The organism is Aureimonas psammosilenae (assembly GCF_009176975.1).
GTDB lineage: Bacteria > Pseudomonadota > Alphaproteobacteria > Rhizobiales > Rhizobiaceae > Plantimonas > Plantimonas psammosilenae.
Map to the genome: position 1 here is coordinate 112,749 of NZ_WEZG01000001.1, position 24,340 is coordinate 137,088.

17 protein-coding genes are annotated in these 24,340 nt (G+C 68.7%); 10 read left to right on the top strand and 7 right to left on the bottom strand.

Features of this window, described 5'->3' with window-relative positions; all coding sequences use genetic code 11:
* Positions 1-113: 113 nt before the first annotated feature.
* The gene (locus F9929_RS00600) at positions 114-1,610 is read right to left on the bottom strand and encodes a CoA-acylating methylmalonate-semialdehyde dehydrogenase (protein WP_152044589.1); all 1,497 of its coding nucleotides are present in this window, start codon (positions 1,608-1,610) and stop codon (positions 114-116) included.
* A gap of 112 nt (positions 1,611-1,722) precedes the next feature.
* On the opposite strand from F9929_RS00600, the gene F9929_RS00605 reads away from it, so the two are divergent.
* Complete coding sequence (locus F9929_RS00605) at positions 1,723-2,625, top strand: LysR family transcriptional regulator (RefSeq protein ID WP_152044590.1); 903 nt, start codon at positions 1,723-1,725, stop codon at positions 2,623-2,625.
* A gap of 219 nt (positions 2,626-2,844) precedes the next feature.
* On the opposite strand, the gene F9929_RS00610 is transcribed toward F9929_RS00605, so the two are convergent.
* The 3 genes from F9929_RS00610 to F9929_RS00620 form a co-directional block, all read right to left on the bottom strand.
* The gene (locus F9929_RS00610; protein ID WP_152044591.1) at positions 2,845-4,332 is read right to left on the bottom strand and encodes a mannitol dehydrogenase family protein; all 1,488 of its coding nucleotides are present in this window, start codon (positions 4,330-4,332) and stop codon (positions 2,845-2,847) included.
* A 105-nt stretch (positions 4,333-4,437) separates the two neighbouring features.
* The gene (locus tag F9929_RS00615; RefSeq protein ID WP_152044592.1) at positions 4,438-6,843 is read right to left on the bottom strand and encodes a glycosyltransferase family protein; all 2,406 of its coding nucleotides are present in this window, start codon (positions 6,841-6,843) and stop codon (positions 4,438-4,440) included.
* Complete coding sequence (locus F9929_RS00620) at positions 6,734-8,776, bottom strand: glycosyltransferase family 2 protein (protein WP_152044593.1); 2,043 nt, start codon at positions 8,774-8,776, stop codon at positions 6,734-6,736. Before F9929_RS00620 ends, F9929_RS00615 begins: the two co-directional genes overlap by 110 nt.
* A gap of 172 nt (positions 8,777-8,948) precedes the next feature.
* Here F9929_RS00620 and F9929_RS24625 point away from each other — a divergent pair, with 172 nt between their 5' ends.
* A complete protein-coding gene (locus F9929_RS24625) occupies positions 8,949-10,430 on the top strand; it encodes a Hint domain-containing protein (protein ID WP_152044594.1) in 1,482 nt (493 codons plus the stop codon).
* Here the strand turns inward: F9929_RS24625 and F9929_RS00630 are convergent.
* The 3 genes from F9929_RS00630 to F9929_RS00640 all read right to left on the bottom strand — a co-directional run bounded on the left by F9929_RS00630 (position 10,409) and on the right by F9929_RS00640 (position 15,407).
* Positions 10,409-13,384: a tetratricopeptide repeat protein gene (locus F9929_RS00630; protein WP_152044595.1), complete on the bottom strand. Its 2,976-nt coding sequence runs from the start codon at positions 13,382-13,384 to the stop codon at positions 10,409-10,411. The genes F9929_RS24625 and F9929_RS00630 overlap by 22 nt on opposite strands.
* A gap of 45 nt (positions 13,385-13,429) precedes the next feature.
* Positions 13,430-14,434, bottom strand: coding sequence for a hypothetical protein (locus tag F9929_RS00635; RefSeq protein WP_152044596.1), 1,005 nt, complete (start codon positions 14,432-14,434; stop codon positions 13,430-13,432).
* Between the two features lie 106 nt (positions 14,435-14,540).
* Entirely contained in the window at positions 14,541-15,407 is an 867-nt protein-coding gene (locus tag F9929_RS00640; protein ID WP_152044597.1) for a hypothetical protein, read from the bottom strand.
* A gap of 315 nt (positions 15,408-15,722) precedes the next feature.
* Between F9929_RS00640 and F9929_RS00645 the strand changes: the two genes are divergently transcribed.
* From F9929_RS00645 to F9929_RS00680, 8 genes are read left to right on the top strand one after another with little or no spacing between them, the layout of a single operon-like run.
* The gene (locus tag F9929_RS00645) at positions 15,723-16,547 is read left to right on the top strand and encodes a hypothetical protein (RefSeq protein ID WP_152044598.1); all 825 of its coding nucleotides are present in this window, start codon (positions 15,723-15,725) and stop codon (positions 16,545-16,547) included.
* A gap of 40 nt (positions 16,548-16,587) precedes the next feature.
* Positions 16,588-18,687, top strand: a complete 2,100-nt coding sequence (locus tag F9929_RS00650) for a hypothetical protein (RefSeq protein WP_152044599.1) — start codon at positions 16,588-16,590, stop codon at positions 18,685-18,687.
* Positions 18,687-19,979 carry a glycosyltransferase gene (locus F9929_RS00655; protein WP_152044600.1) on the top strand — a complete coding sequence of 431 codons (1,293 nt, stop codon included), beginning with the start codon at positions 18,687-18,689 and terminating at the stop codon, positions 19,977-19,979. The genes F9929_RS00650 and F9929_RS00655 overlap by 1 nt, the downstream gene beginning before the upstream one ends.
* A complete protein-coding gene (locus F9929_RS00660) occupies positions 19,976-20,803 on the top strand; it encodes a hypothetical protein (protein ID WP_152044601.1) in 828 nt (275 codons plus the stop codon). The genes F9929_RS00655 and F9929_RS00660 overlap by 4 nt, the downstream gene beginning before the upstream one ends.
* Before the next feature lie 7 nt (positions 20,804-20,810).
* The gene (locus tag F9929_RS00665; RefSeq protein WP_152044602.1) at positions 20,811-21,545 is read left to right on the top strand and encodes a SapC family protein; all 735 of its coding nucleotides are present in this window, start codon (positions 20,811-20,813) and stop codon (positions 21,543-21,545) included.
* Positions 21,542-22,405 (top strand): SapC family protein, encoded by an 864-nt coding sequence (locus F9929_RS00670; RefSeq protein ID WP_193227557.1) that lies wholly within the window; start codon positions 21,542-21,544, stop codon positions 22,403-22,405. The genes F9929_RS00665 and F9929_RS00670 overlap by 4 nt, the downstream gene beginning before the upstream one ends.
* Entirely contained in the window at positions 22,402-23,046 is a 645-nt protein-coding gene (locus tag F9929_RS00675) for a class I SAM-dependent methyltransferase (protein ID WP_152044604.1), read from the top strand. Before F9929_RS00670 ends, F9929_RS00675 begins: the two co-directional genes overlap by 4 nt.
* Positions 23,043-24,299 carry a glycosyltransferase gene (locus tag F9929_RS00680; RefSeq protein ID WP_152044605.1) on the top strand — a complete coding sequence of 419 codons (1,257 nt, stop codon included), beginning with the start codon at positions 23,043-23,045 and terminating at the stop codon, positions 24,297-24,299. The genes F9929_RS00675 and F9929_RS00680 overlap by 4 nt, the downstream gene beginning before the upstream one ends.
* Positions 24,300-24,340: the final 41 nt, after the last annotated feature.

Below are 24,340 nucleotides of genomic sequence, written 5' to 3' on the forward strand. Positions count from 1 at the left end.
GGCAACGCCGCCCCGCCCGAAGCTCTTGATGCGACACGAACTAGCGCGGCGCGGGCTTCAGGCAGGGCGGCGGGACGATTTGGCGCTGTCTCGCGATCAGCGCCGATCGAGCCTCAGCGCATCACGGGCATGGAGAACTCCGCGCCCGCCTTGATGCCGGACGGCCAACGCGAGGTCACCGTCTTGGTGCGGGTCCAGAACTTGATCGAGTCCGGCCCGTGCTGGTTGAGATCGCCGAAAACCGACTTCTTCCACCCGCCGAAGGAATGATAGGCAAGCGGGGTCGGGATCGGCACGTTGACGCCGATCATGCCGATCGGAACCCTCGACGCGAAATCGCGGGCGGCGTCGCCGTCGCGCGTATAGATCGCGACGCCGTTGCCGTATTCGTGCTTGGTCGGCAGCGACAGGGCTTCCTCGTAGTCCTTGGCGCGCACCACCGACAGAACCGGGCCGAAGATCTCCTGTTTGTAGATGTCCATATCCGGCGTCACGTGGTCGAACAGGCAGGAGCCGACGAAGAAGCCGTCCTCGTAGCCCTGCATTTTGAAGCCGCGACCATCGACTACGAGCTTTGCACCTTCCGCCACGCCCTTCTCGACGAGGCTCAGGATCTTCTCCTTCGAGGCCTTGGTGACCACCGGGCCGTAATCGGCGGTCTCGTCGGTATAGGGGCCGATTTTGAGCGCCTCGACCTTCGGGATCAGCTTCTCGATCAAGGCGTCGGCGGTCTTTTCGCCGACGGGAACGGCCACCGAGATCGCCATGCAGCGCTCGCCCGCCGAGCCGTAGCCCGCGCCGATCAGCGCATCCGCCGCCATGTCGAGATCGGCGTCGGGCATGATGATCATGTGGTTCTTGGCGCCGCCGAAGGTCTGGGCGCGCTTGCCGTATTTCGCGGCTTCCGCATAGACATAAGCCGCGATCGGAGTGGAGCCGACGAAAGACACGGCGCCGATTTCGGGGTTCTCCAGAATCCCGTCGACGGCTTCCTTGTCGCCGTTGACGACCTGGAGAACGCCCTTCGGCAGTCCCGCCTCGATCATCAGTTCGGCGAGGCGCATCGGCACGGACGGATCGCGCTCGGAAGGCTTCAGGATGAAGGCGTTGCCGCAGGCGACGGCCGGCGCGAACATCCACATCGGGATCATGGCGGGGAAGTTGAACGGCGTGATGCCGGCGCCGATGCCGACGGCCTGACGGATCGAGTACATATCGATGCCGGGGCCGGCGCCCTCGGTGAACTCGCTCTTCATCAGGTGCGGGATGCCGCAAACGAATTCGGCGACTTCCAGGCCGCGCACGATGTCGCCCTTGGAATCCTCGACCGTCTTGCCGTGCTCGGAGGACAGGAGTTCGGCGAGTTCCTGCATGTTCTCGTTGAGAAGCGCCACGAACTTCATGAAGACGCGGGCGCGGCGCTGCGGGTTGGTCGCCGCCCATTTGGGCTGCGCGGCCTTGGCGCCGTCGATCGCGCGCTGAAGTTCGGACTTCGAGGCGAGCGCGACGCGCGCCGTGACCTGACCCGTCGCCGGGTTGAACACGTCGGCGAAGCGCCCGCTCGTGCCCGCAACCCGTGTCCCGTCGATGAAGTGACCGATCTCGCTCATGGTGATCCTCCTCGTTCTTATGATGGAACAGGGATGAACCGATCAGGACTTGAAATCAACGCGATCTTCCGCGCATCCATTGTGCGAAAATCCACGTCCAGCGGTGGGAATCATGAACTGGGACGACCTGCGCTTTTTCCTGGCCGTCGCGCGCACCGGGCAGATGCTGGCGGCGAGCGCCCGGCTGGGCGTCAACCACGCCACCGTGGCGCGGCGCATCGACGGGCTGGAGGCCGACCTCAATGCCAAGCTTCTCCTGCGCCGCCCGACCGGCTGCACGCTGACGGATGCCGGCCTTGCGCTTCTCCATTCCGCCGAGCGCATCGAGGCGGAAACCTTGAGCCTTCGCGGCGCGCTCGGCGGCACCGATGTGCGCTTGTCGGGCACGGTCCGGGTCGGTGCGCCGGACGGCTTCGGCACGGCCTTTCTCGCCGCGCGCCTGTGGCGCCTGACCGCCGACCATCCGGAACTGACCATCCAGCTCGTGCCGGTGCCGCGCAGCTTTTCCTTGTCGCGCCGGGAAGCCGATGTCGCGATCACGGTGGAGCGCCCGGTGCAGGGGCGGCTCGTGTCGCGCAAGCTCACCGACTACACGCTCGGCCTTTACGCCGCCCCGGATTATCTGGCGAAGGCTGGCGAGCCGAGGGATCTTCGCGATCTATCCGCCCATCGCCTCGTCGGGCACGTGGACGATCTCGTTTACGCCAAGTCCTTGAACTACGCGTCCGACGTGATGAGCGCCTGGGTCTCGGCCTTCGAGGTGTCCTCGGCGCTCGGGCAGAAGGAAGCGGTCGCGGCCGGGGCCGGCATCGGCATCCTTCATGGCTTCATGGCGAGGGGCGACGCGCGGCTGGCGCGCGTCCTGCCGTCCGTTCAGGTGGAACGCAGTTACTGGCTCGTCACCCATGAAAGTGCGGCGGGGCTTGCCACCGTGCGCCACGTGGCGGAGGGCATCGCGGACCTCGTGCGCCGCGAGCGCTCCGCCTTCGGGGACGATCGCGTGCCGCCTCCATAGCATCACCCTCATGCTGAGCTTGTCTTCGAGGACGATGAGAGATGCTGCCGGCATAGCCCCACCCTCATCCTGAGCCTGTCGAAGGACGAGGGTGGGGCGGTGAGGTAGGGGAGCCCAAGCGCCCCTCGTCCTTCGACCCCTTCGACAAGCTCAGGGCTCAGGATGAGGGGCTACTCCAACGTTGGAGGCCGCTGAGAAGCAGCGTAGTCTTGGTAACGATCAGCCTTCCGCCAGCGTGCCGTCGAGATAGGCTTCCAGCGTCGCGCGCGTGCCCTTCGAGTAAAGGCTCGACAGGGCGTGGGCGAAGCGGCGCTTGAAGAGGTTGTTGTCGGCGAGGTCGCCGAAGATGTCGCGCAACTCCAGAAACGCCTGCGGGTTGCTCTGCGCCTTCACCGCCGCCTCGTGCAGGCGGTCGCGGTTGACGTCGGCGATCTCGATCGGCGCGCCGGAGTCGCTGGTGCCGGCGAGATAACGGCACCAGAGCGCCGAGACGAGCGACAGGCCGACGACGTCCTCGTTCCTTGCCAGCCGGTCGCGCGTCGAGGGCAGGATGAATTTCGGCTGGCGGTTGGAGCCGTCGAGTGCGAGGCGCGGGATGGTGTCGCGCACCTTCGGATTGCCGAAGCGCTGCTGGATGATGCGGAAATAATCGTCGAGATTCGTGTCCGGCACCGGGGGCACGATCGGTACGATCTCTTCGAGTTCGAGCTTCGACAGGAAGCGGTCGATGATCGGCTCCTCCATCGCCTCGTGGACGAGCGCGATGTCGAGAAGCGCCGCCGGATAGGCGATGGCCGCGTGGCCGCCGTTGAGGATGCGGATCTTCATGTGCTCGTAGGGCGCGACGTCGGGCACGAACTGGACGCCGACCTCCTCGAAGGCGGGCCGGCCGAGCGGGAAGTGATCCTCTACCACCCATTGCCGGAAGCCCTCGCAGAAGACGGGCGCGGCGTCCTCGACCCCGAACTCGTTCTTGAGGAACTCGATCTGGCCGGGATTGGTGGCCGGCGTGATGCGGTCCACCATGCCGTTCGGGAAGGCGACTTGGCTCTCGATCCACTCGGCGAAGGCGGGGTCGGAAAGCTTGGCGAGGCCGTGGAGGGTGGCGCGGGTCACCTCGCCGTTGCCGGGAATGTTGTCGCAGGACATGACGGTGAACGGCGGAACGCCGGCGTCGCGCCGCGCCCTCAACCCGGCGATGATGAGACCGAAGACGGTCTTCGGCGCGTCCGGGTTTTTTCCGTCCTCGACCATCGCGGGATGGGCGGGGTCGAAGACGCCCGTCGCGGGATCGAGGAAATAGCCGCCTTCGGTGATCGTCAGGGACACGATGCGGATGGCGGGATCGGCGAGCCGGGCGATCGTCGCCGCCGGGTTGCCGGGCGCCAGATAGTCGATCATGACGCCGGTGACGCCGGCTTCGTTGCGGTCGCGGTCCTGTTCCACCACGGTGCAGAGATAGTCCTGCGCTTCCAGCCGCGTCTTCATCGCCGCGTCGGACGGCAGGACGCCCGCGCCGACAATGGCGAAATCGCGGCTGAGGCCCTTCTCGAAGAGTTCGTGCAGGTAAACCGCCTGATGGGCGCGGTGGAAGTTGCCGACGCCGAAATGCACGATGCCGGGCGACATGTCCTCGCGCTTGTAGGTCGGAACGGCGACCTTGGGCCCGAGCGAGGCAAGGGTTTCCAGCGAAAGCTTGGCGGTCATGGGCCGATTGTCCTCCAATGCGGTCCGCTTAACCCAGCGGCCCGCGATGAAGGATCGGTGGATCATTTGCCGCCGTCGCCGTCAATGCCCCCGCTGTGTGGCCGCTCACCAACCGGGCGGCACGAAACGCGCGGGCGGCACGCTTGGGCGGCGTGGCGACAGATCGCCGGGCGGCCAGGCGAGACCGCTCGTCGGGTGCGCGCCCCGGTCGAGAAGCGGCGATCCGAAGGGATCGCGCGCCAGAACCTCCGGCCAACGGGCCCGCAGCCGTTCTTCCTCGCGGGCAAGCGCCGCCGGGTCCGGCTTCGGGCGCGAGGCCGAGCGAGTGAGCGTGGCGTCGGGCGTGAGGAGAACCCGCCGCCCGAGAGCCTGAAGCTTCAGGCAGTAATCCACGACCCCCAGATGTTCGGGGAAAAGCAGCGGGTCGAAACCGCCGAGCGCCAGAAAATCGGCCCGGCGCGTCAGAAGGCACCCATCCCCAAGGGCGGCAGCCTGACGCGACACGAGAAGCGCATCGCCGTGACCGGGATCGCTCGCCGGTAAGCCGGCAAACAAAGGCGCGGGCAGGCCCCTGGGCCGAAGCCTCAGCCCGGCTTCCGCCACGTGGTTCTCGGCGTCCAGGATCACGGGGCCGACCGCGCCGATATCCGGCTCGGCCATGCGCGACAGAAGCTCGGAAAGCCAGTCCGGTGAAAAGGACCGAAGCCGGGCATCGAGGATGCAGACGAGGTCGCCCTTTGCCTGCGTCACACCCTCGCCGAGGCGACGGCTGCGCGAAGCGCTTTCCGAGGCCTCGAGAAAGTCGATGCCCTCGAGGCCCAAGCGCTCGCGCCGTTCCTCCGGGAGCGGAAAAGCGCCGATCACGAGAAGGCCGAGTTCGCAAGCGGAGCGGGCGGGCTCCAGGGCTTCGAGCGCCGGCTCGATCGCCTGCCCGTCGTCGCCTACGTCGAGAAGCACGGTCAGGCTTCGCGGCCCCGCTTCGCGCCGGATGCGAAGGGCGGGAAGCGTCGGCGACAAGCGCGGGCTCACCTCGGCCTCGACCTGCCGGGCGGCCAGATGGGCGCGAACGGCATCAAGGGCAACCTCGGGCGCCGGCAGCGCGGCGAGCGGCACCGTCACGGCGAAGCCCGGCACGTGGAGATGAACGGACCGGGACGGCCCGCTCGTGTCGAGGGGGGCGAGGAACAGGCCGAGAAGGTCGCCGAGGCCCCGACGCGCCGCCTCGATCGCCGCGCTTTTCCGCATCGCGAAGGCGAATGCGCCCGATCCTTGTTCCAGCGCGCGCTCGTAGTCGAAGGCAGGCAGCGCCAGCGGGTGAAGCGAGCCGTCCTCGGCGGCGAGGCAGATGTCGCCATAGGCGATCGCGGCGGTGGGATCGTCTTCGAGCGCCCCCAGGAGGCGATCGGCCGCATGGGCGTGGATCGCCGATCCCGCCGGCAGAAACATGACGGTCTCGCAGTCAACGGCGTCGGTTTGAAGAAAGCGCGAAAGATCGGCCGGATCGAAGCGGCCCGGCCTGCCGGCCTCCGGCAGCGCCGCGCCGATCCAGCCGCCAGCGATCTCGAGGCCCGGCCCGGACAGCGTTTCCTCCGCGCCGTCCTCGCCGAGCGCCACCACCGCCACCGGCCCCTTCGGTTGGCAAGGCGTCGGTGGCAGCGGAAAGCGCTTGCGCCATTCGGCGAAGGCGGCAAACGGCACGGCGTCCGGGAAGGCGGCGTCGAAGAAGGCGCCGCGCAAGGCTTCCTCCTCTGCTTCCGTCTCGGCAGCTTGGAGGAGGTGATCGCGAAGACCGTCCGCGAAGGCGATCACCGTCACCGGACTGCCGGGCAGGGGGCGGCCTTCGCAGAAAAGCTCGATCCGATGTGCCCGCCCATCGGCGAAGGCGCGGGGCAAGGCGAGGTCGAAGCCCGGCTCCGGCGTTTCGCTCCCGCCCCGCGACACGCTTCGCCAGCGGTCGGCGCGCGCCCACGCGATGCGCGCGCCGTCGGCATAGGCTTCCACCAGCGGCGGAAAGGGCGCCGAGCCCCGCCGCACCCACCCGGACAAGCGAAGCCCGCCGCACCATGCGACATGACCACCGGGGGCGGCGCTCGGCGCGAAATCCGTTCCGTTTGAAAGATCGAGTTCATCCCCCAGGATCGCGTCGGCATTGGCGAGGCGAAGCGCGGCGGTTCGGGAATGGGCGACGAGCGCGGAATCGGGGTGAAAGGCGAAGCCGTGGCAGGCGTCGCCGCCGCTTGGCCCGAGCGTCGGGTCGAACAGTTCGGCCCGCGCGAGGCCGAAGGGTCGGCCATCGAGAAGGAACTCCACGACGAAGCGCCGGTCCGGCTCGGCCGGATCGAAGACATGGCCCTCGAAAACTGCTTCGCCGGTGCGAAGAAGCCGCGTCCGCAGGCCCGGTTCAGGCGGCGGGCTGCTCGTCCCCGCCGACTGGCCCGTCCCCTCGCGCCGGCGTCGCCGCGAGGCGATCAGCGAACCAATCGACGATCGCGAGGATGGGGTCTCGGACATGGGGCGCGTTCGGGCTTTCGACGGAAAAGACGCCGTCATCCTCGCATGGAGCAAGGTTCGGCGCGAGGGGAAGGCCGGTTTCGAGGGCAACCGCCCGTCCGAGCTCGGCGGCGAAGGGCGCGGCGAGTCCTCGCGCGCCGTAGCGAAGGGCGGTGCGCCCGCCATCGCCGGGCGCGACCGGCCCCGTCACGAAGACATTGCCGCGACCCATCAAGGCGAGATCGTCGCCGGTTCGGCCGAGAACCACGATGCGCGCTTGCGCGTCGCGGCTGCGAAGGGCGGCGGATAAGGCGCGGATGAAGGCGTCTTCTCTTGGAGAAGGAGGACCGGGAACAAGGGCGAGCGTCGGCACTCGCGTCGATCGCGGGGGAAGGCCGGCGGCCGGCGGGGAGGGCAGCTCGGTTCCGGCCTTCCCAAGCCGTGCGGCGATCGCCTCGCGCGCTTCGCGCAAGGGATCGGCCTTCGCATAGGCCGCGCATTCGGTGGCGAAACCCGGGAAGCGCCGGCGCAGAAGCGCGAGATTGCGGACAGTCAGCACCCGCTTCTCGGTGCCGAACGACAGGCCGCCATGGTGGACCACATAAACGGAGGGTGCGCAGACATTGCGAAAGCCCGCCCGCCGGGCGCGGAGGCAAAGCTCCACATCCTCGAAATAACCCCGCCCATAGATCAGCGGCATGGTCCCGACCGCCTCCATGCAGTCGTGGCGGATGGTCAGACAGAAGCCGGTGCCGTTCGGCAGATCCACCGTGACGCCGTTGTTGGCGAGCCGCGCCGCCTCGTCGATCCGCTCCGTTTGCCCCTTGTCCGGCGCGGGTGCAGCTTCGCCATGGCGCGGGAAGCTCGCATATTCGCCGTTGTTGGACAAAGGCGTCGCGGTGCCGATATCGGGCGCCGAATAAAGCGCGTCCTGCAACCGGTCGAGAGCGCCGGTGGGCAAGATCGCGTCGGCGTTGAGAAGCAGGATATCGCAGCCCGAGAGCGCCGTTATCCCGCGCTGAACGCTCGCCGCGAAGCCGAGATTGACGGGGTTGCGCAGCAGTTCGATCCGGCCCTTGCTCGCGCGTTCTTCCAGCCATGCGACGAGTTCGGGCTCGGGCGAAGCGTCCTCCACCGCGACGACGCGGATGTCGCGGTTTTCCGTTTCCGCCAGAAGCGCCTCAAGGCAAAGCCGCGTCGTTTCGAGGTCGCGATAGATCGGCACGACGACGCCGAGGCTGGCGCGGGTCGGCACGAGAGCGGGCGCGCGGCTTTTGCCGCCGAGCGCGCGGGCGCTGCGGGGCAGGAGCCGGCCTTCCGCCGCCGTACCCATTGGGCCGACGAGCCGGAAGCGGTCGGGCACAAAGTCCGGTTCGAGGTCCACGAGTGCCGCCGCGAAGGACGGAGCCACGAAGGGGAGCGAGGGATCGGGCGCGAGCGTCACCGCAAGGCTCGCCGCCGGCCCGAAGAGTTCGAGCCGCGCCGCGCCGGTTCCCGGCCATGCGGCCAAGCCCGTCAGCCGGTCGTCGAGAAGGTCGAGCCGAACCGTCGCGCGGCCTTGGCCCGCCATCCGCTCCAGCGCCGCGCGCTTGGCGTCGGGCGAGGCTTCCGGGCTGTCGATCAGCGCCGAGGCCGCTTCGTTCGCATCCTCGCCTAGTGACAAGCGGAGGCGCGTCGCGGCGACGAAGGGGTCGAGCGGATCGGCATTGCCGGCGCGCAGGAGATCGGCTTCGGCTTCCTCCTGCCAGCCGCAAAGGCGCGCGGCGAGCGCCCGGATCGCCAGATCGGCGGCGCGGGGGCGCGCGTCGATGCGGCAGCGGCGGTCGATCAGCTCATAGGCGTCCGCCGGACGGCCCGCGCGCAAAGCCCGCGTCGCGGCGAGCGTCAGCGCCTCGGTGTGCCGGGTCGCATCGCCGAGGTGAAGACTGCGCCAAAGCTCACCGAGACTTTCCAAATCCGATCCGTCGCTTCGAAGACCAGTTCAATCTGGCACCGTTCGCTTTCGGAAGGCTGGCGTCTTCATTCTTTGCTCGGCACGTTTGGAGGTCTCGCTTGGAGACGGGAGCGGGCCGAGGCATTCTCTGCCCGAGAAAGCTTCACGCCCCCGCGAACAAGATGATGGCTCGATGAGCAACATCCAGGACGACAACGATCCGACGGGCGAGGAGTCCGGCTCGAACGACGCCCTGGATTCCAAGGACCGCTCGTCCGGCGGCGCGTCGGGCAATGCCGGCGTCCTGATGTCGGGCGGTCTGGCGACAACCACCGCCATGAGCACCGGCACGACCGCCGCTGCCGGTACGGAAGCCGGGGCATCCTCGGCCTCCAGCGCCGGTGGTTCGGGTGCGGCGGAAGGCGAGGGCGAGAGTTCGAACGCCGGCGCGGCCGGATCGGCGGGGGAAGCCGCATCCGGCGGCACAAGCTCGTCGCAAGCAGCGGCAGGCTCCAGCGCCAAGGCTTCCGGTGGCACGGCAACGCTTCAAGCGGGCTCGGGAGCGGGCGGCATCGGTTCGCGAGACGGCGGCGGCTCGGCTTCCGGTGCTTCGCGGTCTTCGGGCGAAAGCGCTTCGCGCGGCGGCGAAGGGGCGGCGGGTGCCGCAGCGGGCGGCTCAACGGGCGGCGGCGCGTCGTCGGGTTCCTCGGAAGGGGGTTCCGGCGGTTCGGGCGGCGGCTCCGAGGCGTCCGCGTCTTCGGGCGAAGGCTCGGCTGGCGGGAGCGGCGAATCCGGCGGGGGAAGCGGGGGAAGCGGGGGAGGCGGCGAAACGTCCTCCGCTGCTGCCGCCACAGCGGCGTCCGCCACCGACAGCGCCTCGGGGTCAAGCGGGGGAACGGCGTCCTCGTCGTCCCCCGGGCATATCGGCGCCGGCTCCACCTCGTCCTCGTCCTCTTCCGGTTCGTCCAGTTCGAGCGCCGATCACGGATCGACGGCGGCCAGCCATCAAACCTCCGCGCCGTCCTCCATCGACCTCTCGCAGGTCTCCAGCCGAAACACGGCAACGAGCTTCGAAACGCCCGTCTGCTTCCGCCCCGGCACGCTGATCGAGGTGCCGGACGGATCGTCGGTCCGGGTGGAGGATCTGCGTCCCGGCGATCCGGTGCTGCTCGCCGGCGGCGGCTCGGTGCCCGTTCGCTGGATCGGCCGCCAAACGGTGGATGCTCGCGCGGGCGATCCCTTGCGCGTTCTGCCGATCCGCATCCGGGCCGGCGCGCTCGGGCCGAACCTGCCTTGCCGCGACCTTTTTCTGTCGCCCGACCATGCCGTAGCCCTGGACGGCGTTCTGATCCATGCCGGCGCGCTGGTGGACGGCGTCGCGGTCACGCGCGAAACGGCGGTGCCGGACCGGCTCCTTTATCTCCACGTCGAACTGCCGATCCACGGGCTCGTCCTCGCCGAAGGCTTGGCGGCCGAGAGCTTCGTGGACAATCCCGAGCGCCTCGCCTTCGACAACTGGGCCGAGCGCGAGGCGCTTCTTGTCCACGCGCCGCCCTGCCGCGAGATGGACCTGCCGCGCGCCAAGTCGGCGCGTCAGGTGCCCGGCGCCCTCCGCCGTCGCCTCCAAGCGCGTGCGCTTCTGTTCGTCGAGGATCAGCGCGCGCTCGTCGCCTGAGCCGGCTTGGCGCGGCCGAAAGCGGTGCGGCTCCAATGCCGCTCCGTCGCCTTATAGGCCGCAAGGCAATGGATCGCGGAAAAGCGCGCCCATTCGTGACGGTCGAGCACGAGAAGCCCGCGGGCTGATGCCTCGCGCTGCGCCAGATGGCCCGCGACGCAACGCGACAGGAGCCCCGGTCCGGTGGACAGCCAGAGAATATCCGTGTCGCCGCGATTGATCGCATGAACGGCGCGTTCCAGCGCGTCCGCCAGGATCGGATGGCCGGGCATGGCGGCGATGAAGTTGTTGCCAGTGGAGCCGAGGTCTTCCTGGTAGAGGACGAGCGCGCGGCCCGGCGGCAGGAGAGGGTCCAGCGGCGCCAAGCATCGGTCGTCGGCATCGACATAGATGCCGCCTTCCGTCGCCAGAAGCGCAAGGCGGAAGAGATCGGCCTTCATCGCCGGCTCGCGGGCGCGCTCGAAGGCGACCGAAGCGTCGCGCGGCAAACGCGCGGCGAGGAACGCGCGCGCTTCCCCCTCGCTCCAAAGGCGATGATTGAAGCCGGGATTATGGTCGCGCCAGCTCGCCATGTAGCTCAAGAGATCGGCGGGCGGCGGCGGCTCGTCCCAATATTGGTGGATCACCCTCGGCATCGCGGCATTTTCTTCCGGCTCGGGTGCCGCTGAAAAGCGCCCGGCGCGTCTGAGCGCGATCAGATACTGCAGGGCGGCGGGCGTCGAATCCGGGTTGTCGCGCACGAGCCGGCTCGAGGCTTCGATACGCCCGGGCATCGGCAGCGCCTTGGCGGCGACGAGAGCGTCCAGAAGTTCGCCGTCGAGACGAAATTCGTCGAAGAGCTGGCCGTAATGGCTTTGCGAGGGGTTGGCGGACTTGCCGCGCAGCGCGCTTGCCGAGGCTTCCAGCGCCGCCAGATCGGCGAGATGCCGGCCGGCCCGGTCGAGATCGAGATGGAGAAGCGCGGCATGGATCAGCCGGTTGCGCGGCCAGCCATCGCCGGGAAGACGGGCGACGGCTTCCTCGCCGGCCGCGATCGCCGCAGCGAAGTCCCAGCGCGCGGAATGGAGAAGGCATCGCAGAAGCTGTCCCCGGCCTTCCTCCTCGCGGCTGCGCGACGGGGCGACATCGAGTTGTCGTTCCGCCTCCTCGAACGCCCCCGCCTCAATGGATGCGGCGATCAGGGCGAAGCGCAAAGGGGCGTGATGGGGGAAGCGGGCTGCCGCCTCGCGAAGGCAGGCGAGAGCCGCCGACGTGTCGCCCGTTTGGCGCAGAAGATCGGCGCGCGAAAGGACGATCTCCGGGCGCGGCCCGAAGCGGCGCTCGGTGGCCGATATTTCCGCGAAGGCTTGGGTCCCCTCACCCTTCAAGGCCCGAATGCGGGCGAGCGCCAAAGGTGGCCAAAGCCGCGCCGGATCGCGCGCGGCCGCTTTCGAGAGATGCGCTTCGGCCTCGCCGAGATCGTCGCGAAGAAGCGCGCGCCGGGCAAGCGCCTCGCGAAGCGCCGGATGATCCGGGGCCCGCTGCGCGCCGAGCGCCAGAAGCCGCGCGGACCTCTCCGGATCGCCCGCGCGGAAGGCGTCCTCGGCGGCTTCCACCAGCGCGTCGATCTTGGCCGGAAAGCGCGTTGCGACCTCTTCGAAAGCGTCCGCCGCGCCTTTCCAATCGCCTTCGGCGCGGCGGATCAAGCTTGCCGCCATCGCTGCTTCCGCCGCGCGGGGGGAGGCGGGGGACATCGCCGCCAGAACCGCGCGGGCCTTGTCCATTTCGTTCCTGTCGCGAAACAAGGCGGCGAGTTCGATCTGTGCGTGGCCTTCCAGAGCATCGATCGCGATCGCTTGGCGCAAAAGCGCTTCCGCCCCGCCGGCGTCGCCGCGCAGTCGCACGGTGGCGGCCTTGCCGGTCAGCGCCCAATAGAAGTCCGGCCTTTTGCTTGAAGCCGCGTCGTAGAAGCTCATTGCCGCATCGAGGTCACCGGCTTCGCGCCGGTCGTCGGCAAGGGCGAGGAGAACGCGCGGCTCGTCGGGGGCCAGCCTCTCGGCTTGCCGCAGAAGCGCGCGCCCTTCCTCCATGTGACCAGATGCGCGCAGGGCACTCGCGAGGTCGAGGGCGAGGATGGGATCGTCGGCTTTCAGCGCGAAAGCCGCCCTGAGATGCCGCACGGCGCTTGCCCCATCGCCTTCGCCGCGCGCGATCCGGGCAAGGCCGCGATACGCGTCGATGGAGGCGGGGTCGCGCACGAGATGCCGGGCAAGGATCGAGCGCGCGTCCTCCGCCCGGCCGAGGCGCGAAAGATTGTCGGCACGCTCCAGAAGGGCGGGCGCGAAGCCGGGATGGCGCTCGAGGATCAACCCGCAGGCGGCTTCCGCTTCCGCTTCCCGGCCGAGCGCGCGCAGGGTCTGCGCCACGTCGAGCGCGAACCACGGGTCGGCGGGGGCGAGAAGGCTGGCAGCGCGAAAGCGCTCAAGGGCCGTGGCAAGATCGCCCCGGCTGCGCGAAACGCCCGCGAGCCCGCGAAGGGCATGGGCGAGCGGCGTGTTCTCGGCCACCGCGCGGAAGGCCGCTTCCGCCTCGTCGAGCCGCCCGAGATGCTGCAGTTCGACGCCGATATCGTGGCGGTTCCAGAGATCGGTGGGCTGGAGCCGCGAGGCCTCGCGAAAGGCGCTCAGCGCGTCCTCGCGCAAGCCCTGCGCGCGCGTGAGAAGGCCGAGCGTTCGATGGGCCGGCGCGAAATCGCTTCGCTCGTTCAAGAGAGCCCGGACTTCCGCTTCCGCTTGGCTCAACCGGCCGAGGGCGAGGAGTTCGAGGGTGGCGTCGTTGCGGCTCCAAAGGTCGGCGGGATCGAGAAGAACGGCCGCCTGGAACGCTTGCCACGCCGCCTCGCGCTGTCCGGCGCGACGGGCGGCGAGGCCCGCTTCGCGCTTCTCGCGACCGGCTTTCCGCGTCTCGTCCTCCATCGCCTGCCGTCTCCGATCACGAGGGCAAGTATGGCTGACTAAAGGTTAAATGTTGTAGACGGTGTCCTTGAAATGCAGGTGCTCGACATTGCGCAAGGTGGCGCTGTAGCCGTCGTCGAAGGACACGGTGGTGGTCTGGGCGTTTTGCGCGAAATGGGCGTCCGCGAAGGAACGGTCCTCGAAGGCGAGGTTGTCGTCGCCGGTTCCCCCGTCGAGCGTGTCCTGGCCGATGCCGTGGCGCGCGAGCGAAAAGAAGTCCGAGCCGTCGCCGCCCATGATGCTGTCGCCCATGCCGTAGACATGATGGATCTCGCCGCCGGTGCCGCTCGAAAGCGTCGCGTGGTCGCCCATGGAGCCATGGATCGAGTCCATGCCGTCGCCGGTCATCGAGGCGGGCGCGCCGGACAGGTCGTAGAGCGCGATCGTGTCGTTGCCCGCTCCGCCGAAGATCGTGGAATGGATGGCTTTGGCCTCGACGCGCGCGTTCTGCGCCGAGGCCGAGCCGTCGATCGTGTCGGTGGCGGTGTGGGTGACGGCGACGTCGCCATAGGCCGCGTGGGTCGCCGTGGCTATGGTGCCCAGCGTGGCATAGGTCGTGTCCAATCCGGCAGCGGCGGAGATCGTTTCGGCGCCGCCTCCGGCAGAAGCGCCCGCAGCACTGCCGCCGGCATGGGGCGCTTCGCCGCCCCAGAGCGTATCCATGCCGTTGCCGCCGAACAGCGTGTCGTTGCCGTTGCCGGCGTAAAGGAGATGGAGGCTCGTGCCGGTGCCGCTCGCGACCGTTTCCGCACCCGTCGATGCCGCGCCCGACGCAGCGGCGACGCTTTGGGTGTCGAATGGCGTATCCGGCCCGGAAGAAGCCTGGAAAAGGTGGGCGCTCTCGCTCGGCGGAGCTTGGCTTGCATCATTCCCGGTCGCCGCCGCGTGAGCGGTTCCTTCGCCGTCGCCGGAAAGCCCGAGATCGGCGAGGACGTGATTGATATGATCCGCTTCCTCGCTCGAAAGCGTGGAAAGCGACGCCGCATCGGAGCTGGAATAGATTTCACTCATGCGCGGTCATGCCCGCGCAGGTGAAACTTGCGACCCACCGACGCGCAAACGCCCGCCGTCTCGCGCGAAGCGAGGGCGGACATCGCATATCGGTGGGCCTCTAAACTCATGCGGCCTCGGATTCGGGCAGGCTTCTTCGGAACACGCGAAGGCGCGACGTGCGGGTGGCCGGGCTCACCTCGCCGGGATGGTCGGCGGAAGCAGCGTCGGCGGCGCTGGCGAGATCGAGCCGCAGCCCGACCAGCGGATCGAGCGGCGAGGGGCCGACGAGTTCGACCTCGCGCCCGGAACGCGACACCGGAACGCCGCCGAGAAACAGGGCTTCGGCCTTCAGAACGAGGCCCGGCGCCGCGCCGTCGGCCAGCCGGACGCGCAGCCCGATCAACGGCGCGGCCTTGCCGCGCGAGCCGGCGTAGCTGCCGGCCGGAAACCAGGACGACCAGCCGCCGGTGCGCCCGGCTGTGGCCACCTGGTATTCCAGCGGCATGCCCGGCCCGCAAACGCGGATCTCCAATCCTTCGATGCGGCCGGGCGATTCCGGGCCGCCGATCCAGTTGCCGCGCCCGGCCGACACGTCGCCGCGCAGCGAGACATGGGCGCGCGTCAGGAACTCGACGCCGCCATCGGGCAGTTCGGGGCGCGAGGAGGCCTCGCGCGACAGGGTCGGACGGGGCGCTTCGACGCGCGTCAGATCGATATCGGCGGCAAGGCTGCCGCCGGCCCGCGCTGCCGTGAGAACAAGCTCGATCGTGCCCTCCGCTTCCGCCACCACGACGAGGCCGCGTCCGGGCGCGGAAAGAACGCCGAACGCCTCGCCGGGCGCGGAAACAAGGAAGATGCCCTCCGACGCATTGGCGACGCGCACGGTGGGCGCCGCCTCCAACGCCAGGGCGAAGGCGGGGTCGAAGCGGTAGGTCAGCGTGTGAAGACCGCGACCCACCGCAAGAATGGCGCGACGTTCCTGATCGCTCATGCTCGCATCTCGAACTGTTTGTCCCTGAAATTCAGCGTAGCCGGCACCGGAAAGCAAGTTAACGATAAGTGTTCAGTGAAACGAGCTAAATGCCGGATTAAACGGCGCTATCGATCCGGGATGTTTTTTCAGAATCGCGGGCAGGGGAAGCCGTGAAAAGCTATCGTTAACCATGAGCTGAGAACGTTCGAGATATCGCCATGTTTTGGCCGCGCAGGTCGCGTCACAACCAATTATTCAAATGCGAGTATACCTGTTTGTAAGGTCTCAAGCACAGTCTTGGATCATCGATCGCGCTTAAGGCTTTGGGCGAACATGGTTCGGGGTAGTATCGAGTTCGCTTCGGGCGACGTCATCCAGGGTTGGATCTTCACCGAGGACGGGCTTGTGCGCGATCGCACCGTTTTGGCCTTTCAGGGGCAGACCTGCGTCGGCGCCGGCAAGGTGGACACCTTCCGCCCCGATCTCGCCGATGCCGGCATGGGCGACGGCCATCTCGGCTTTTCCTTTCCGATCTCGGTCGCCTCCGCCGCCATTGGTTCGGTAGTGGTGAAGCTGGAAGGCTCGGACGCGATCCTCCTTCAGAACGGCGCCTTCGTTTCCACCGGCGAAACCGTGGTCACGGGCCTCGACCGCGCCGTGGTGCGCCGGCGTCTGGCCGAACTGAAATGGGCGCTGAAGAACGGCCGCATCCCGCAGGCCGATTTCGATTACCTGCGCATGCTCTGGTCGCTCGGCGTCTACGAGCGCGGTCTGGTGCGCCGCGTCGCCGGCGAGGATCAGGCGGTCACGGAGCGGCCGGAAATCGCCGCCGCCGCGCTTCTGGAATCCTATGCGGAAACGGATGCCGAGGTCGAGGTGCGGCGCGTGCGCAGCACCGCCGATTTCGCTGCCGAACTGGCGCGGCTCGGTGAAGGAACGGTGCCCGTCGCCGCGATCCACACGAGCGAGCGCGCGACCTTGCGTGTCATGGAAGGGTCCCATGTCGAGGACGCCGAGGCCGGCAACGCGCGGGGCGCCATGTTCGTGGACTACCCGTTGTCGAGCGCCAATCTGGTGATGCTCGACGCGCGCGCCGCCGTCGAACTGCTTCTGCCCGAGGGCGCGGCCGTCGACATCCTTTCCGCCAAGCTGGTCTGATCCCTTCCCGGACGCGCCGTCGCCTGCCGGCTGATCTGCCATGTCGCTTCTCGCCATCATCACGGACCATGCCTCGCCCGAGCTTTCGCCCGGCGTTTCCACGCGCTGGCGGGGGCAGGTCGACCGGTTCGATCCCCTCGCCGGGATCGAAGGCTGGGCGCTGGCTCTGGACCGGCCGGAGATGCGGCTCGAACTGGAACTGACGGTCGGCGAGGATGCCTTCGCGCTCAGTGAAACGGGCCGGCCGCGCGGCGATGTCGCGAACCGCCTTTCGGAAAGCTGCCTGCCGGGCTTTCGCTTCGATGCGGGTGTCTTCGCGCGGCTGGCGCGGCTTGGTTCCCATCGAAGCGGGCTTCCCGTCGGTGTGCGGATCGCGGGCACCGAAACGCGGCTTCTCCCTTCCGCCGGGGTGAATCCGACTGTCGGCGAACTCGTGGAAGCCTGGCGCGCGTCGGTTCTGGCCGCGCTGGCAAGTTCGGAGCCGAGGGTGACCAAGGGCGACCGGCTTCTCGGCCGCTTGTCCGCCTTTCGGGCCGAGGCCGAGCTGACCGCCCGCACGCCCTTGCGTCCGTTCTCGGACAACGAGATCGGGCAGATCGACGCCGTGCATCTGGCCGCCGAGGGACAGGTCTGGTTCCTCGGCTCGATGAAGCGCGGGACCGAGCCCGAATTTCCCGCCGTCGTCGCCGACCGGCAGAAATACGCCGCCGGCATCGCCGTTCTCCATTACGAGCGGCAGGACCTGCCCTCCGGTTCGGTCGGCGTCGTCGGCGTGATGGACACGGGCTGGACGCCGCCCGCTTTGTCGAAGGACGGCTTCCTTTATGTCGGACGCCAGGGCCAGTACCACCTGCGCTTCGGCACCCACACGCGCCTTCTTCGCACCGATGCGTTTCTGGCCGCCTATGGGCAGGTGCAGGCCATCGCGGGTGGCCTCAGCGCCGAGGCGATCGGGCAGGTGCTTGGCGCGGGCTCGACCTGGCTCGTCGGCAACGCCGCCGCCGCCGGCATCGTCGCGGAAGGGGGCATCGACCGCCTCCTGATGCTGCCGGGCTTCGGCTGCCTCGCGGAAGGCTGGGCGGTGAGCCCGGCCAAGCGCGTCGAGACCTTTCACATGAAGATCGGCGATTGCGTGCTGACGGCGGAAGCGGAATCGACCTCCTTCCGGCCGCGCCCCGATCTCCAGTCGGTGTTCGGCGGCTCGGTCGCGGTGACGCAGCGCGCCGGCTTCACGGCCGCGCTGCGCGGCGCGCTGCCGGCCGAGGCTTCGGGCGTGCCGCTCCTGCGCATCGTCCATGACGACGGCTCGATGTCGGTTCAGCGCGTCGAGGCGAAAGCCCTCCGCCGGCTCGATCCGGTCGCCGACGGGGAAGAGGTCCTGCGCTTGTTTCCGGCGCTGCGTTTCGAGCCGTTTTATCCGGCCTTCCTCAAGGCGATCGACCGCCAGATCGCGGAGCGCACCCGCGAGCCGGCGGCTTTGGGCGAGGCGATGCCGGCCGAGAAGCTTCTGGTCGTCCGGCTCCCGGCCGAGCAGGCGAATCTGCGTCTCGTCTTCGACCATCTGGCGCGGCGCTTGGGCGAACTCGCCATCGGCACAGGCGTGGCGCTGCTTTGCGACGGCGGGGCAGGGCGGGGCGAAGCGCGCCTTCTTTACCGCGAGTTGAAGGCGGCGAGCGCCGCACCGCTTTCGCTCTTCGCGCTGCCGCACGAGGAGGATGGGATCGCCGAGCTGCCTTTCCTCCTGTCGCATCTGCGAGCCGAGCGTTTCCTTTATGTCGGGCGCGGCCTCGCGCTGACGGCGGAAGGCTGGGGGTCGGTCGATGCCAGCTTGTCGCGGCGCGGCCATTTCGTGGACCGCTTCGAGATCGTCGACGACAACGGGCTTCCCGACCGCGTCGATGGCGCGCTCGGCGTCGCCTGCTTCGGCTGGTCGACGGCAGCGCTTCTCGGCTGGAGCCGCACCGCACCCCGCTCTCTACGCGGCGCGTTCCGCTCAGGCGGCTTGCCGCAAGCGCCCGGTCGCGACCGCGTGGTGCCGGGCGCGGCGATCCGGCTGGAGCGCCCCAAGGCCTCGCGCCTCGCCGACATGGTGGACGAGGATCTCTGCGCGTTCGCTCAAAGCGGGGAAGAGGCTGTCTGATGCGCTTCGATCCGACCCCACGCTTCGGCCCTTCGCGCCGCCTTCTGCCCGACCGCATGGCGGTGGTGTCCCATTCCCACCCCTCCTTGTCGAAGGGCGGCGCGGAGATCGCCGCTTATTCCCTGTTCAAGGGCCTCCGGCAGGTCGGGATCGACGCGATCTATGTCGGCGCCTGCAACATGGCCGACCGGCACAAACTGTCATTCGCCGACGAAAACGAGTTCGCCACCTTCTACGAGGGCGAGCGCTACGACCATTTCTACCATGTCGCCCCGAAGGGCGTGGAAGCGCAGCTCGTTTCCATCCTGCGCGAACAAGGGATCGGCCTCGTCAACTTCCACCATTTCTTCAATCTCGGCCTCAACGCCCTTCGGGCCGCCAAGGCCATGCCCGGCGTTTCGGCCTTTCTGACGATCCACGAATTTCTTGCCATCTGTCAGAATCACGGCCAGATGATCACGCGTGGGGCGCAGATCCTGTGCGAGAAGAGCGGCAACGAGGCCTGCGGCACCTGCTTTCCCGAGGTGCCGCGCTCGCGCTTCGCCATGCGCCGCGAAACCATGCTCGACGCCTTCGGCGATTTCGACGGCTTCGTGTCGCCGAGCCGTTTTCTGGCCGAGCGCTTCCTCGACTGGGGCCTTTCCCCCGAACGCATGACGGTGATCGAGAACGGCCTGCTCGGCGAAACGCATCACGAGCGGTCGCCCAAGACAGACGACACCTGGACCTTCGGCTTCTTCGGTCAGATCAACCCCTTCAAGGGCGTCGACGTCATTCTGGAAGCGGCCGAGATCGTGGCGCGCGATCCGGTGTTGTCGCAGAAGCTGCGCATCCGCATCCACGGCAACCTGATCGGCCAGTCCGCCGCCTTCTGCGAGCGCTTCGAGACGGCGGTGAAGACCCATCCGTTCCTCAGCTATGCGGGGGCCTACAACAACGCGTCCGTTCATCGCCTGATGGGCGAATGCGATTACGTGCTGATGCCGTCGAAATGGTGGGAGAACTCGCCGGTCGTCATTCAGGAGGCCTATTCGGTCGGCGCGCCGGTGATCTGCACGGGCATCGGCGGCATGGCGGAGAAGGTGCGCGACGGCGTGTCGGGCCTCCATTTCCGGCTCGGCGACGCGGGCGATCTGGTGCGCGCCATGCGGCTGGCGGCGGATGCGCGCAACGCCGCGACGCTTCGCGCCGGCATCCCGCCGGTGACATCGGCCGCCGCCATGGCCGAGCGCTATCTGGCCTTCTTCGCGTCCATGCTGGCGGTTTCCTCGCCGCTGCCCTTCCTGCCATGATCCACGGCCATATCGACTTCGTGTCACGGGCCCGCGTCGAAGGATGGATCGCGTCCCGGCGCGTCGCCTTGACGGGCGCGCGGGTTCTCGCCTTCGTGGACGAGACCTGCATCGGCGGCGGCACGGTGGATCTGTTCCGCCAGGATCTCGCCGATGCGGGCTTCGGCGAAGGCAAGGTCGGCTTCCGCTTCCCCATCGCGCCCGAGCCTTGGCACGACACCCGCGTTCTCGACGTGCGGTTGGAGGGCGGCAGCCTGATCCTGAAGCAGGCGCGCACCTGTCTCGTGTCGCGGGAAAGCGTCGGCGAGGACCGCCGCCGGCAGGGCAGGGACGCGGCCTCGCTCGGCTGGATGTTGGCGCGCGGCTGGATTGCCCAAACGCAACACGATGCCCTGCGCACCCTGTCGGAGTTCGGCGTGCGCGAGCAGCGCCTTCATTTCCGGGCTCCCGCCTCCGATACGGCGGCACGTTGCGAGGAAGCGGCGCTCGCCGCCGCCGAGATCCTGGAGATGCACATGCTCCAGCCGGTGGAGCTGGAAATCCGCGAAGGCCTGCGCCCCGCCGACCTCGAACCTCTGCGCCGCGAGTTGCGGGACGCCTTTCCCCACGTTCCTCCCGTCATCGGGTTTTGGGCGAAGGGGGAAACGCGCGTCCAAGTGGTGGAAGGCGCGCATCTGCCGGGCGCCCCGCTCGCGCCCGGCGGCGGGCTCGAATACTCCTTCGGCGGCGCGCAGCTTCTGATGCTCGACCTCGACGGGCGCTACGACTTTGCGGCGACTGGTGGCACCTTCGCTGCCTTCGTGCCGGTGAGGCCGCAAGCGTGAGCGCGCCATGATCGGGGAAAGCCCGCAGGCGCTGACCGGGGAGGCGATGGCCTCGCGGATCTATTCGCCCTTCGCTTATCCCGTGCCGCGCCGCGCCCGCGTCGTGCCGGTTGTGTCCATCGAGGCCGAGCGGCTGGCCGGCACCTTTCCGCTCGTTTGGCGGCGCGGGGCGAACGGGGCCGAACTCGTCGCCTTGCGCTCGCTTCTGGAGGACGGCTCCGGCTTTCCGCCCGGCGCGGATCGCTCCTTGAGCCATCTGCCGCTGGCGCTTCAGGCCTATCCTTTCGTGTTTTCCGGCGACACAGCGCTTGCGCCCACCGGCAATTCGCGCCTTCTCGACGCCGCGCTCGCCGACGAGCCGAGCGATGTCGGCGCGGCGGTGGCGGGGCCGGACGGGCGCTTGTCGCGCGGGGCCGAGCTTCGCCTTCGCGCGCTGTCCCTATTCGAGCGCGACTTCGCGGCGACCGCCGCCATCGGCAACGCGCTCGCTGCCGAGAACCTTCTCGAGCCCTGGCCGCTCGAATTCGATCTCGGCGGCGGCCAGAAATGCGACGTGCCGGATCTTCTGGTCGTCGCGCCGAGCGCCTTCGAAACACCGCGCCTCGCCCCCGTTCTCGCGCGGCTGGGCGCGCCGGCGGCAAGGCTCGTCGGTTTCCATCGCTTGTCCCTGTTTCGCGCAGGCGTACTCTTGGGCGCGGCGCGACAGGCGATGAAGACCGCCATCGAGCGGGCGCGGCCATGAACGTCCTGCCGCTCGCCAGCCTCGCCGAGTGCCGCATCGGGCCGCTCGACCGCTTCGGCTTCGCGCCCGGTCTCGGCTTCGCGGCCTTGAACGACACCGAATATCTTCTGAGCGCCCATCACCTGCCGCTCGCCGTGCGGATGGAGGGCGCCGCGCCGCGCCTCGGGGCCGTGCTCGATCCCGCCTTTCTCGCCCGCCCCCAGGTGGACAAGGAAGGACGTTGGCAGGCGGCCTATCTGCCGATCGCCTTGCGCCTTTGGCCTTTCGCGCTGAGCCCGCGCACCGGTCGCCCCATCGACGAAATCGACGTTTTTGCCGGTTCCACCCGGATCGGCAAGAGCGGCGCGCCGATCTGCCTCGATCCCGAAGCCGGCACGCTTTCGCCCGACATGGCGGCGATCCGCAACACGCTTGCCATGCTGCGGGACGGCGGCGCGCGCCTGACGAAAGCGCTCGACCTCCTGCGCATCGCCGGCGTGCTCGCGCCCTTGACGGGGGAGGGCGGCGAGCCTTCCGCTTTCCTTTCCGTCGATCCCACCCGGTTCGGGGCGCTTCGAGCCGAGGCTGTCGCTGCGCTCGGCGGCGCGTCCTTTCTGCCGCTCGATCTGGCTTCCGCCCTCCTTTTCTCGCGCCGCAACCTCGCTCCCGAACGCCTGCCGCGCGCCGATGCCGTCCCGGCGGGTCTGCCGGCGGAGCCCGCGGCCCCGCGCGGCGACCCGATGGACTTCATGTTCGCCAATCTGGAGGTGATGGATTTCGCCCTCGACGGCAGCGATCTCTTCGACGGCGACGAGGGGATCGACTGGCAGGATCTCGCGCCGCCCCCGCCGCCGAGCCCGCTGGAGGGCCTGCGCCCATGAGCGCGCGCGCCGTTCTGAACGTCGGCAGCGGGCCGCCCGGCGCCAACCGCCTTCATGCCGCCTTCCGTAAGGACGGCTGGCGCGAGGTGCGGCTCGACATCGACCCGTCCGTCGAGCCCGACGTCGTGTCCGACATGACCGACATGAGAGGCAAGGTCGCCGATGCGAGCTTCGACGCACTTTGGTCCTCGCACAATATCGAGCATCTGGCGGCCCATGACGTGGCGAAAGCGCTCGGTGAATGGACGCGCGTCCTGGCGGATGACGGTTTCGCGCTCGTCACCTGTCCCGATATCGAGGCGGTGGCGCGTCTCGTGGTCGAGAAGGGGCTCGACGCCGTCGCCTACCAGTCGCCGGCCGGTCTCATCACCGCGCGCGACATGCTCTGGGGCCACGGCGCGTCGATCGCGGCCGGCCACGGCTTCATGGCGCATCGCACCGGCTTTTGCGCGCAATCGCTCGGGGAAGCGGCGCTGGACGCCGGGTTCGCCGAGGTGCGCGTCGCCAAGACCCCCTTCGCGCTCTGGGCGCTCTGCCTGATGCCCGATGCCGATGCGCGGCGGATCGAGGCCTTGTTCACCGACACGCCCGAAGGCGCGCTGTTCTGCGAGGAGCCGGCCGGCGCGCCGGCGCTCCCGTGAAGTACCTCTTCGTCCACAACAACTTTCCCGCGCAGTTCCGGCATGTGGCGGCGTATCTGGCGAGCGATCCGGGCAACGAGGTGCGGGCGGTCGGCGCAGATTCCGCGCGGCCCTTGAAGGGTGTCGTTCTCCATCGTTATTCGCTGAGCCCCGCCAGCATCGCCGGGACGCATCCTTTCGCGCGCCGCTTCGATCTGGAATGCCGGCGCGCCGAACAGGTGCTCTATGTCGCCACCATGCTCGGCGAGACCGGCTTCGTGCCGGATGTGGTCGTCGTCCATTCCGGCTGGGGCGAGGCGCTGCCCTTGCGCGCGGCCTTTCCGCAGGCGCGCATCGTCAACTATTGCGAATATTTCTACCGCCCGCACGATTCCGACGTGAATTTCGACCGCGAGTTTCCGGGCCTCGGCGTCGACGGGCTGGCCGCGCTCCAGGCGCGCAACGCGTCGAGCCTTCTGGCGCTCGCCGATTGCGACGCCGCCATCGCCCCGACGCTTTGGCAGCGCTCGACATTTCCGGCGGAGTTTTCGGCCAAGATCGACGTCGTCCACGAGGGCGTCGACACCGAGCTCGTGGCCCCCGATCCGAACGCCACCTGTCGCCTCGACGACGGCCGCGTGGTGTCGCGCGAGGACGAGATCGTCACCTTCGTCGCGCGCAATCTCGAACCCTTGCGCGGCTACCACACCTTCATGCGCGCGCTTCCCGAACTGATGCGCGCCCGGCCACACGCGCGGGTCGTGGTGGTCGGCGGCTTCGGCACGTCCTATGGCCAGCGCCCGCCCGGCAACCAGACCTGGCACCGCATCTTCCTGGACGAGGTGGCGGAAAGGATCGACCTGTCGCGCATCCACTTCCTCGGCCATCTGCCCTATGCCGACTATCTCGACGTGCTGCGTGTCTCCTCTGCCCACGTCTACCTCACCTATCCCTTCGTTCTGTCATGGTCGTGTCTCGAAGCCATGGCGGCGGGCTGCGTGATGGTCGCCTCCGACACCGCGCCGGTGCGCGAGGTGATCGACGCCGAGACGGGCATTCTCGTGCCCTTCGGGGCGCATCGGCGCATCGCGGAGACTTTGATCGAGGTGCTTTCCGATCCCGGCCGCCATGCGGACATAGGCAAACGCGCGCGGGCGCGGATCGTGTCGCGCTACGACTTGAAGACCGTCTGCCTGCCGCGCGCCACGGCCCTTCTTTCGGGGGGTGCAAGGCCCGAACCCCCTCCCGTGCCAGGCCTGCCCTTCTTCGGGTGAAGCCGGTCGATCCATTCAAATTTAATCGTTTTTTGCGAGCC

What these genes read in the sequence shown, in the direction of transcription:
- F9929_RS00600 (WP_152044589.1), bottom strand. Translation starts at nt 1,610, where the DNA reads ATGAGCGAGATCGGTCACTTCATCGACGGGACACGGGTTGCGGGCACG.
- F9929_RS24625 (WP_152044594.1), top strand. Translation starts at nt 8,949, where the DNA reads ATGAGCAACATCCAGGACGACAACGATCCGACGGGCGAGGAGTCCGGC.
- F9929_RS00645 (WP_152044598.1), top strand. Translation starts at nt 15,723, where the DNA reads ATGGTTCGGGGTAGTATCGAGTTCGCTTCGGGCGACGTCATCCAGGGT.
- F9929_RS00675 (WP_152044604.1), top strand. Translation starts at nt 22,402, where the DNA reads ATGAGCGCGCGCGCCGTTCTGAACGTCGGCAGCGGGCCGCCCGGCGCC.
- F9929_RS00635 (WP_152044596.1), bottom strand. Translation starts at nt 14,434, where the DNA reads ATGAGTGAAATCTATTCCAGCTCCGATGCGGCGTCGCTTTCCACGCTT.
- F9929_RS00655 (WP_152044600.1), top strand. Translation starts at nt 18,687, where the DNA reads ATGCGCTTCGATCCGACCCCACGCTTCGGCCCTTCGCGCCGCCTTCTG.
- F9929_RS00670 (WP_193227557.1), top strand. Translation starts at nt 21,542, where the DNA reads ATGAACGTCCTGCCGCTCGCCAGCCTCGCCGAGTGCCGCATCGGGCCG.
- F9929_RS00605 (WP_152044590.1), top strand. Translation starts at nt 1,723, where the DNA reads ATGAACTGGGACGACCTGCGCTTTTTCCTGGCCGTCGCGCGCACCGGG.
- F9929_RS00665 (WP_152044602.1), top strand. Translation starts at nt 20,811, where the DNA reads ATGATCGGGGAAAGCCCGCAGGCGCTGACCGGGGAGGCGATGGCCTCG.
- F9929_RS00615 (WP_152044592.1), bottom strand. Translation starts at nt 6,843, where the DNA reads ATGTCCGAGACCCCATCCTCGCGATCGTCGATTGGTTCGCTGATCGCC.
- F9929_RS00630 (WP_152044595.1), bottom strand. Translation starts at nt 13,384, where the DNA reads ATGGAGGACGAGACGCGGAAAGCCGGTCGCGAGAAGCGCGAAGCGGGC.
- F9929_RS00640 (WP_152044597.1), bottom strand. Translation starts at nt 15,407, where the DNA reads ATGAGCGATCAGGAACGTCGCGCCATTCTTGCGGTGGGTCGCGGTCTT.
- F9929_RS00650 (WP_152044599.1), top strand. Translation starts at nt 16,588, where the DNA reads ATGTCGCTTCTCGCCATCATCACGGACCATGCCTCGCCCGAGCTTTCG.
- F9929_RS00660 (WP_152044601.1), top strand. Translation starts at nt 19,976, where the DNA reads ATGATCCACGGCCATATCGACTTCGTGTCACGGGCCCGCGTCGAAGGA.
- F9929_RS00610 (WP_152044591.1), bottom strand. Translation starts at nt 4,332, where the DNA reads ATGACCGCCAAGCTTTCGCTGGAAACCCTTGCCTCGCTCGGGCCCAAG.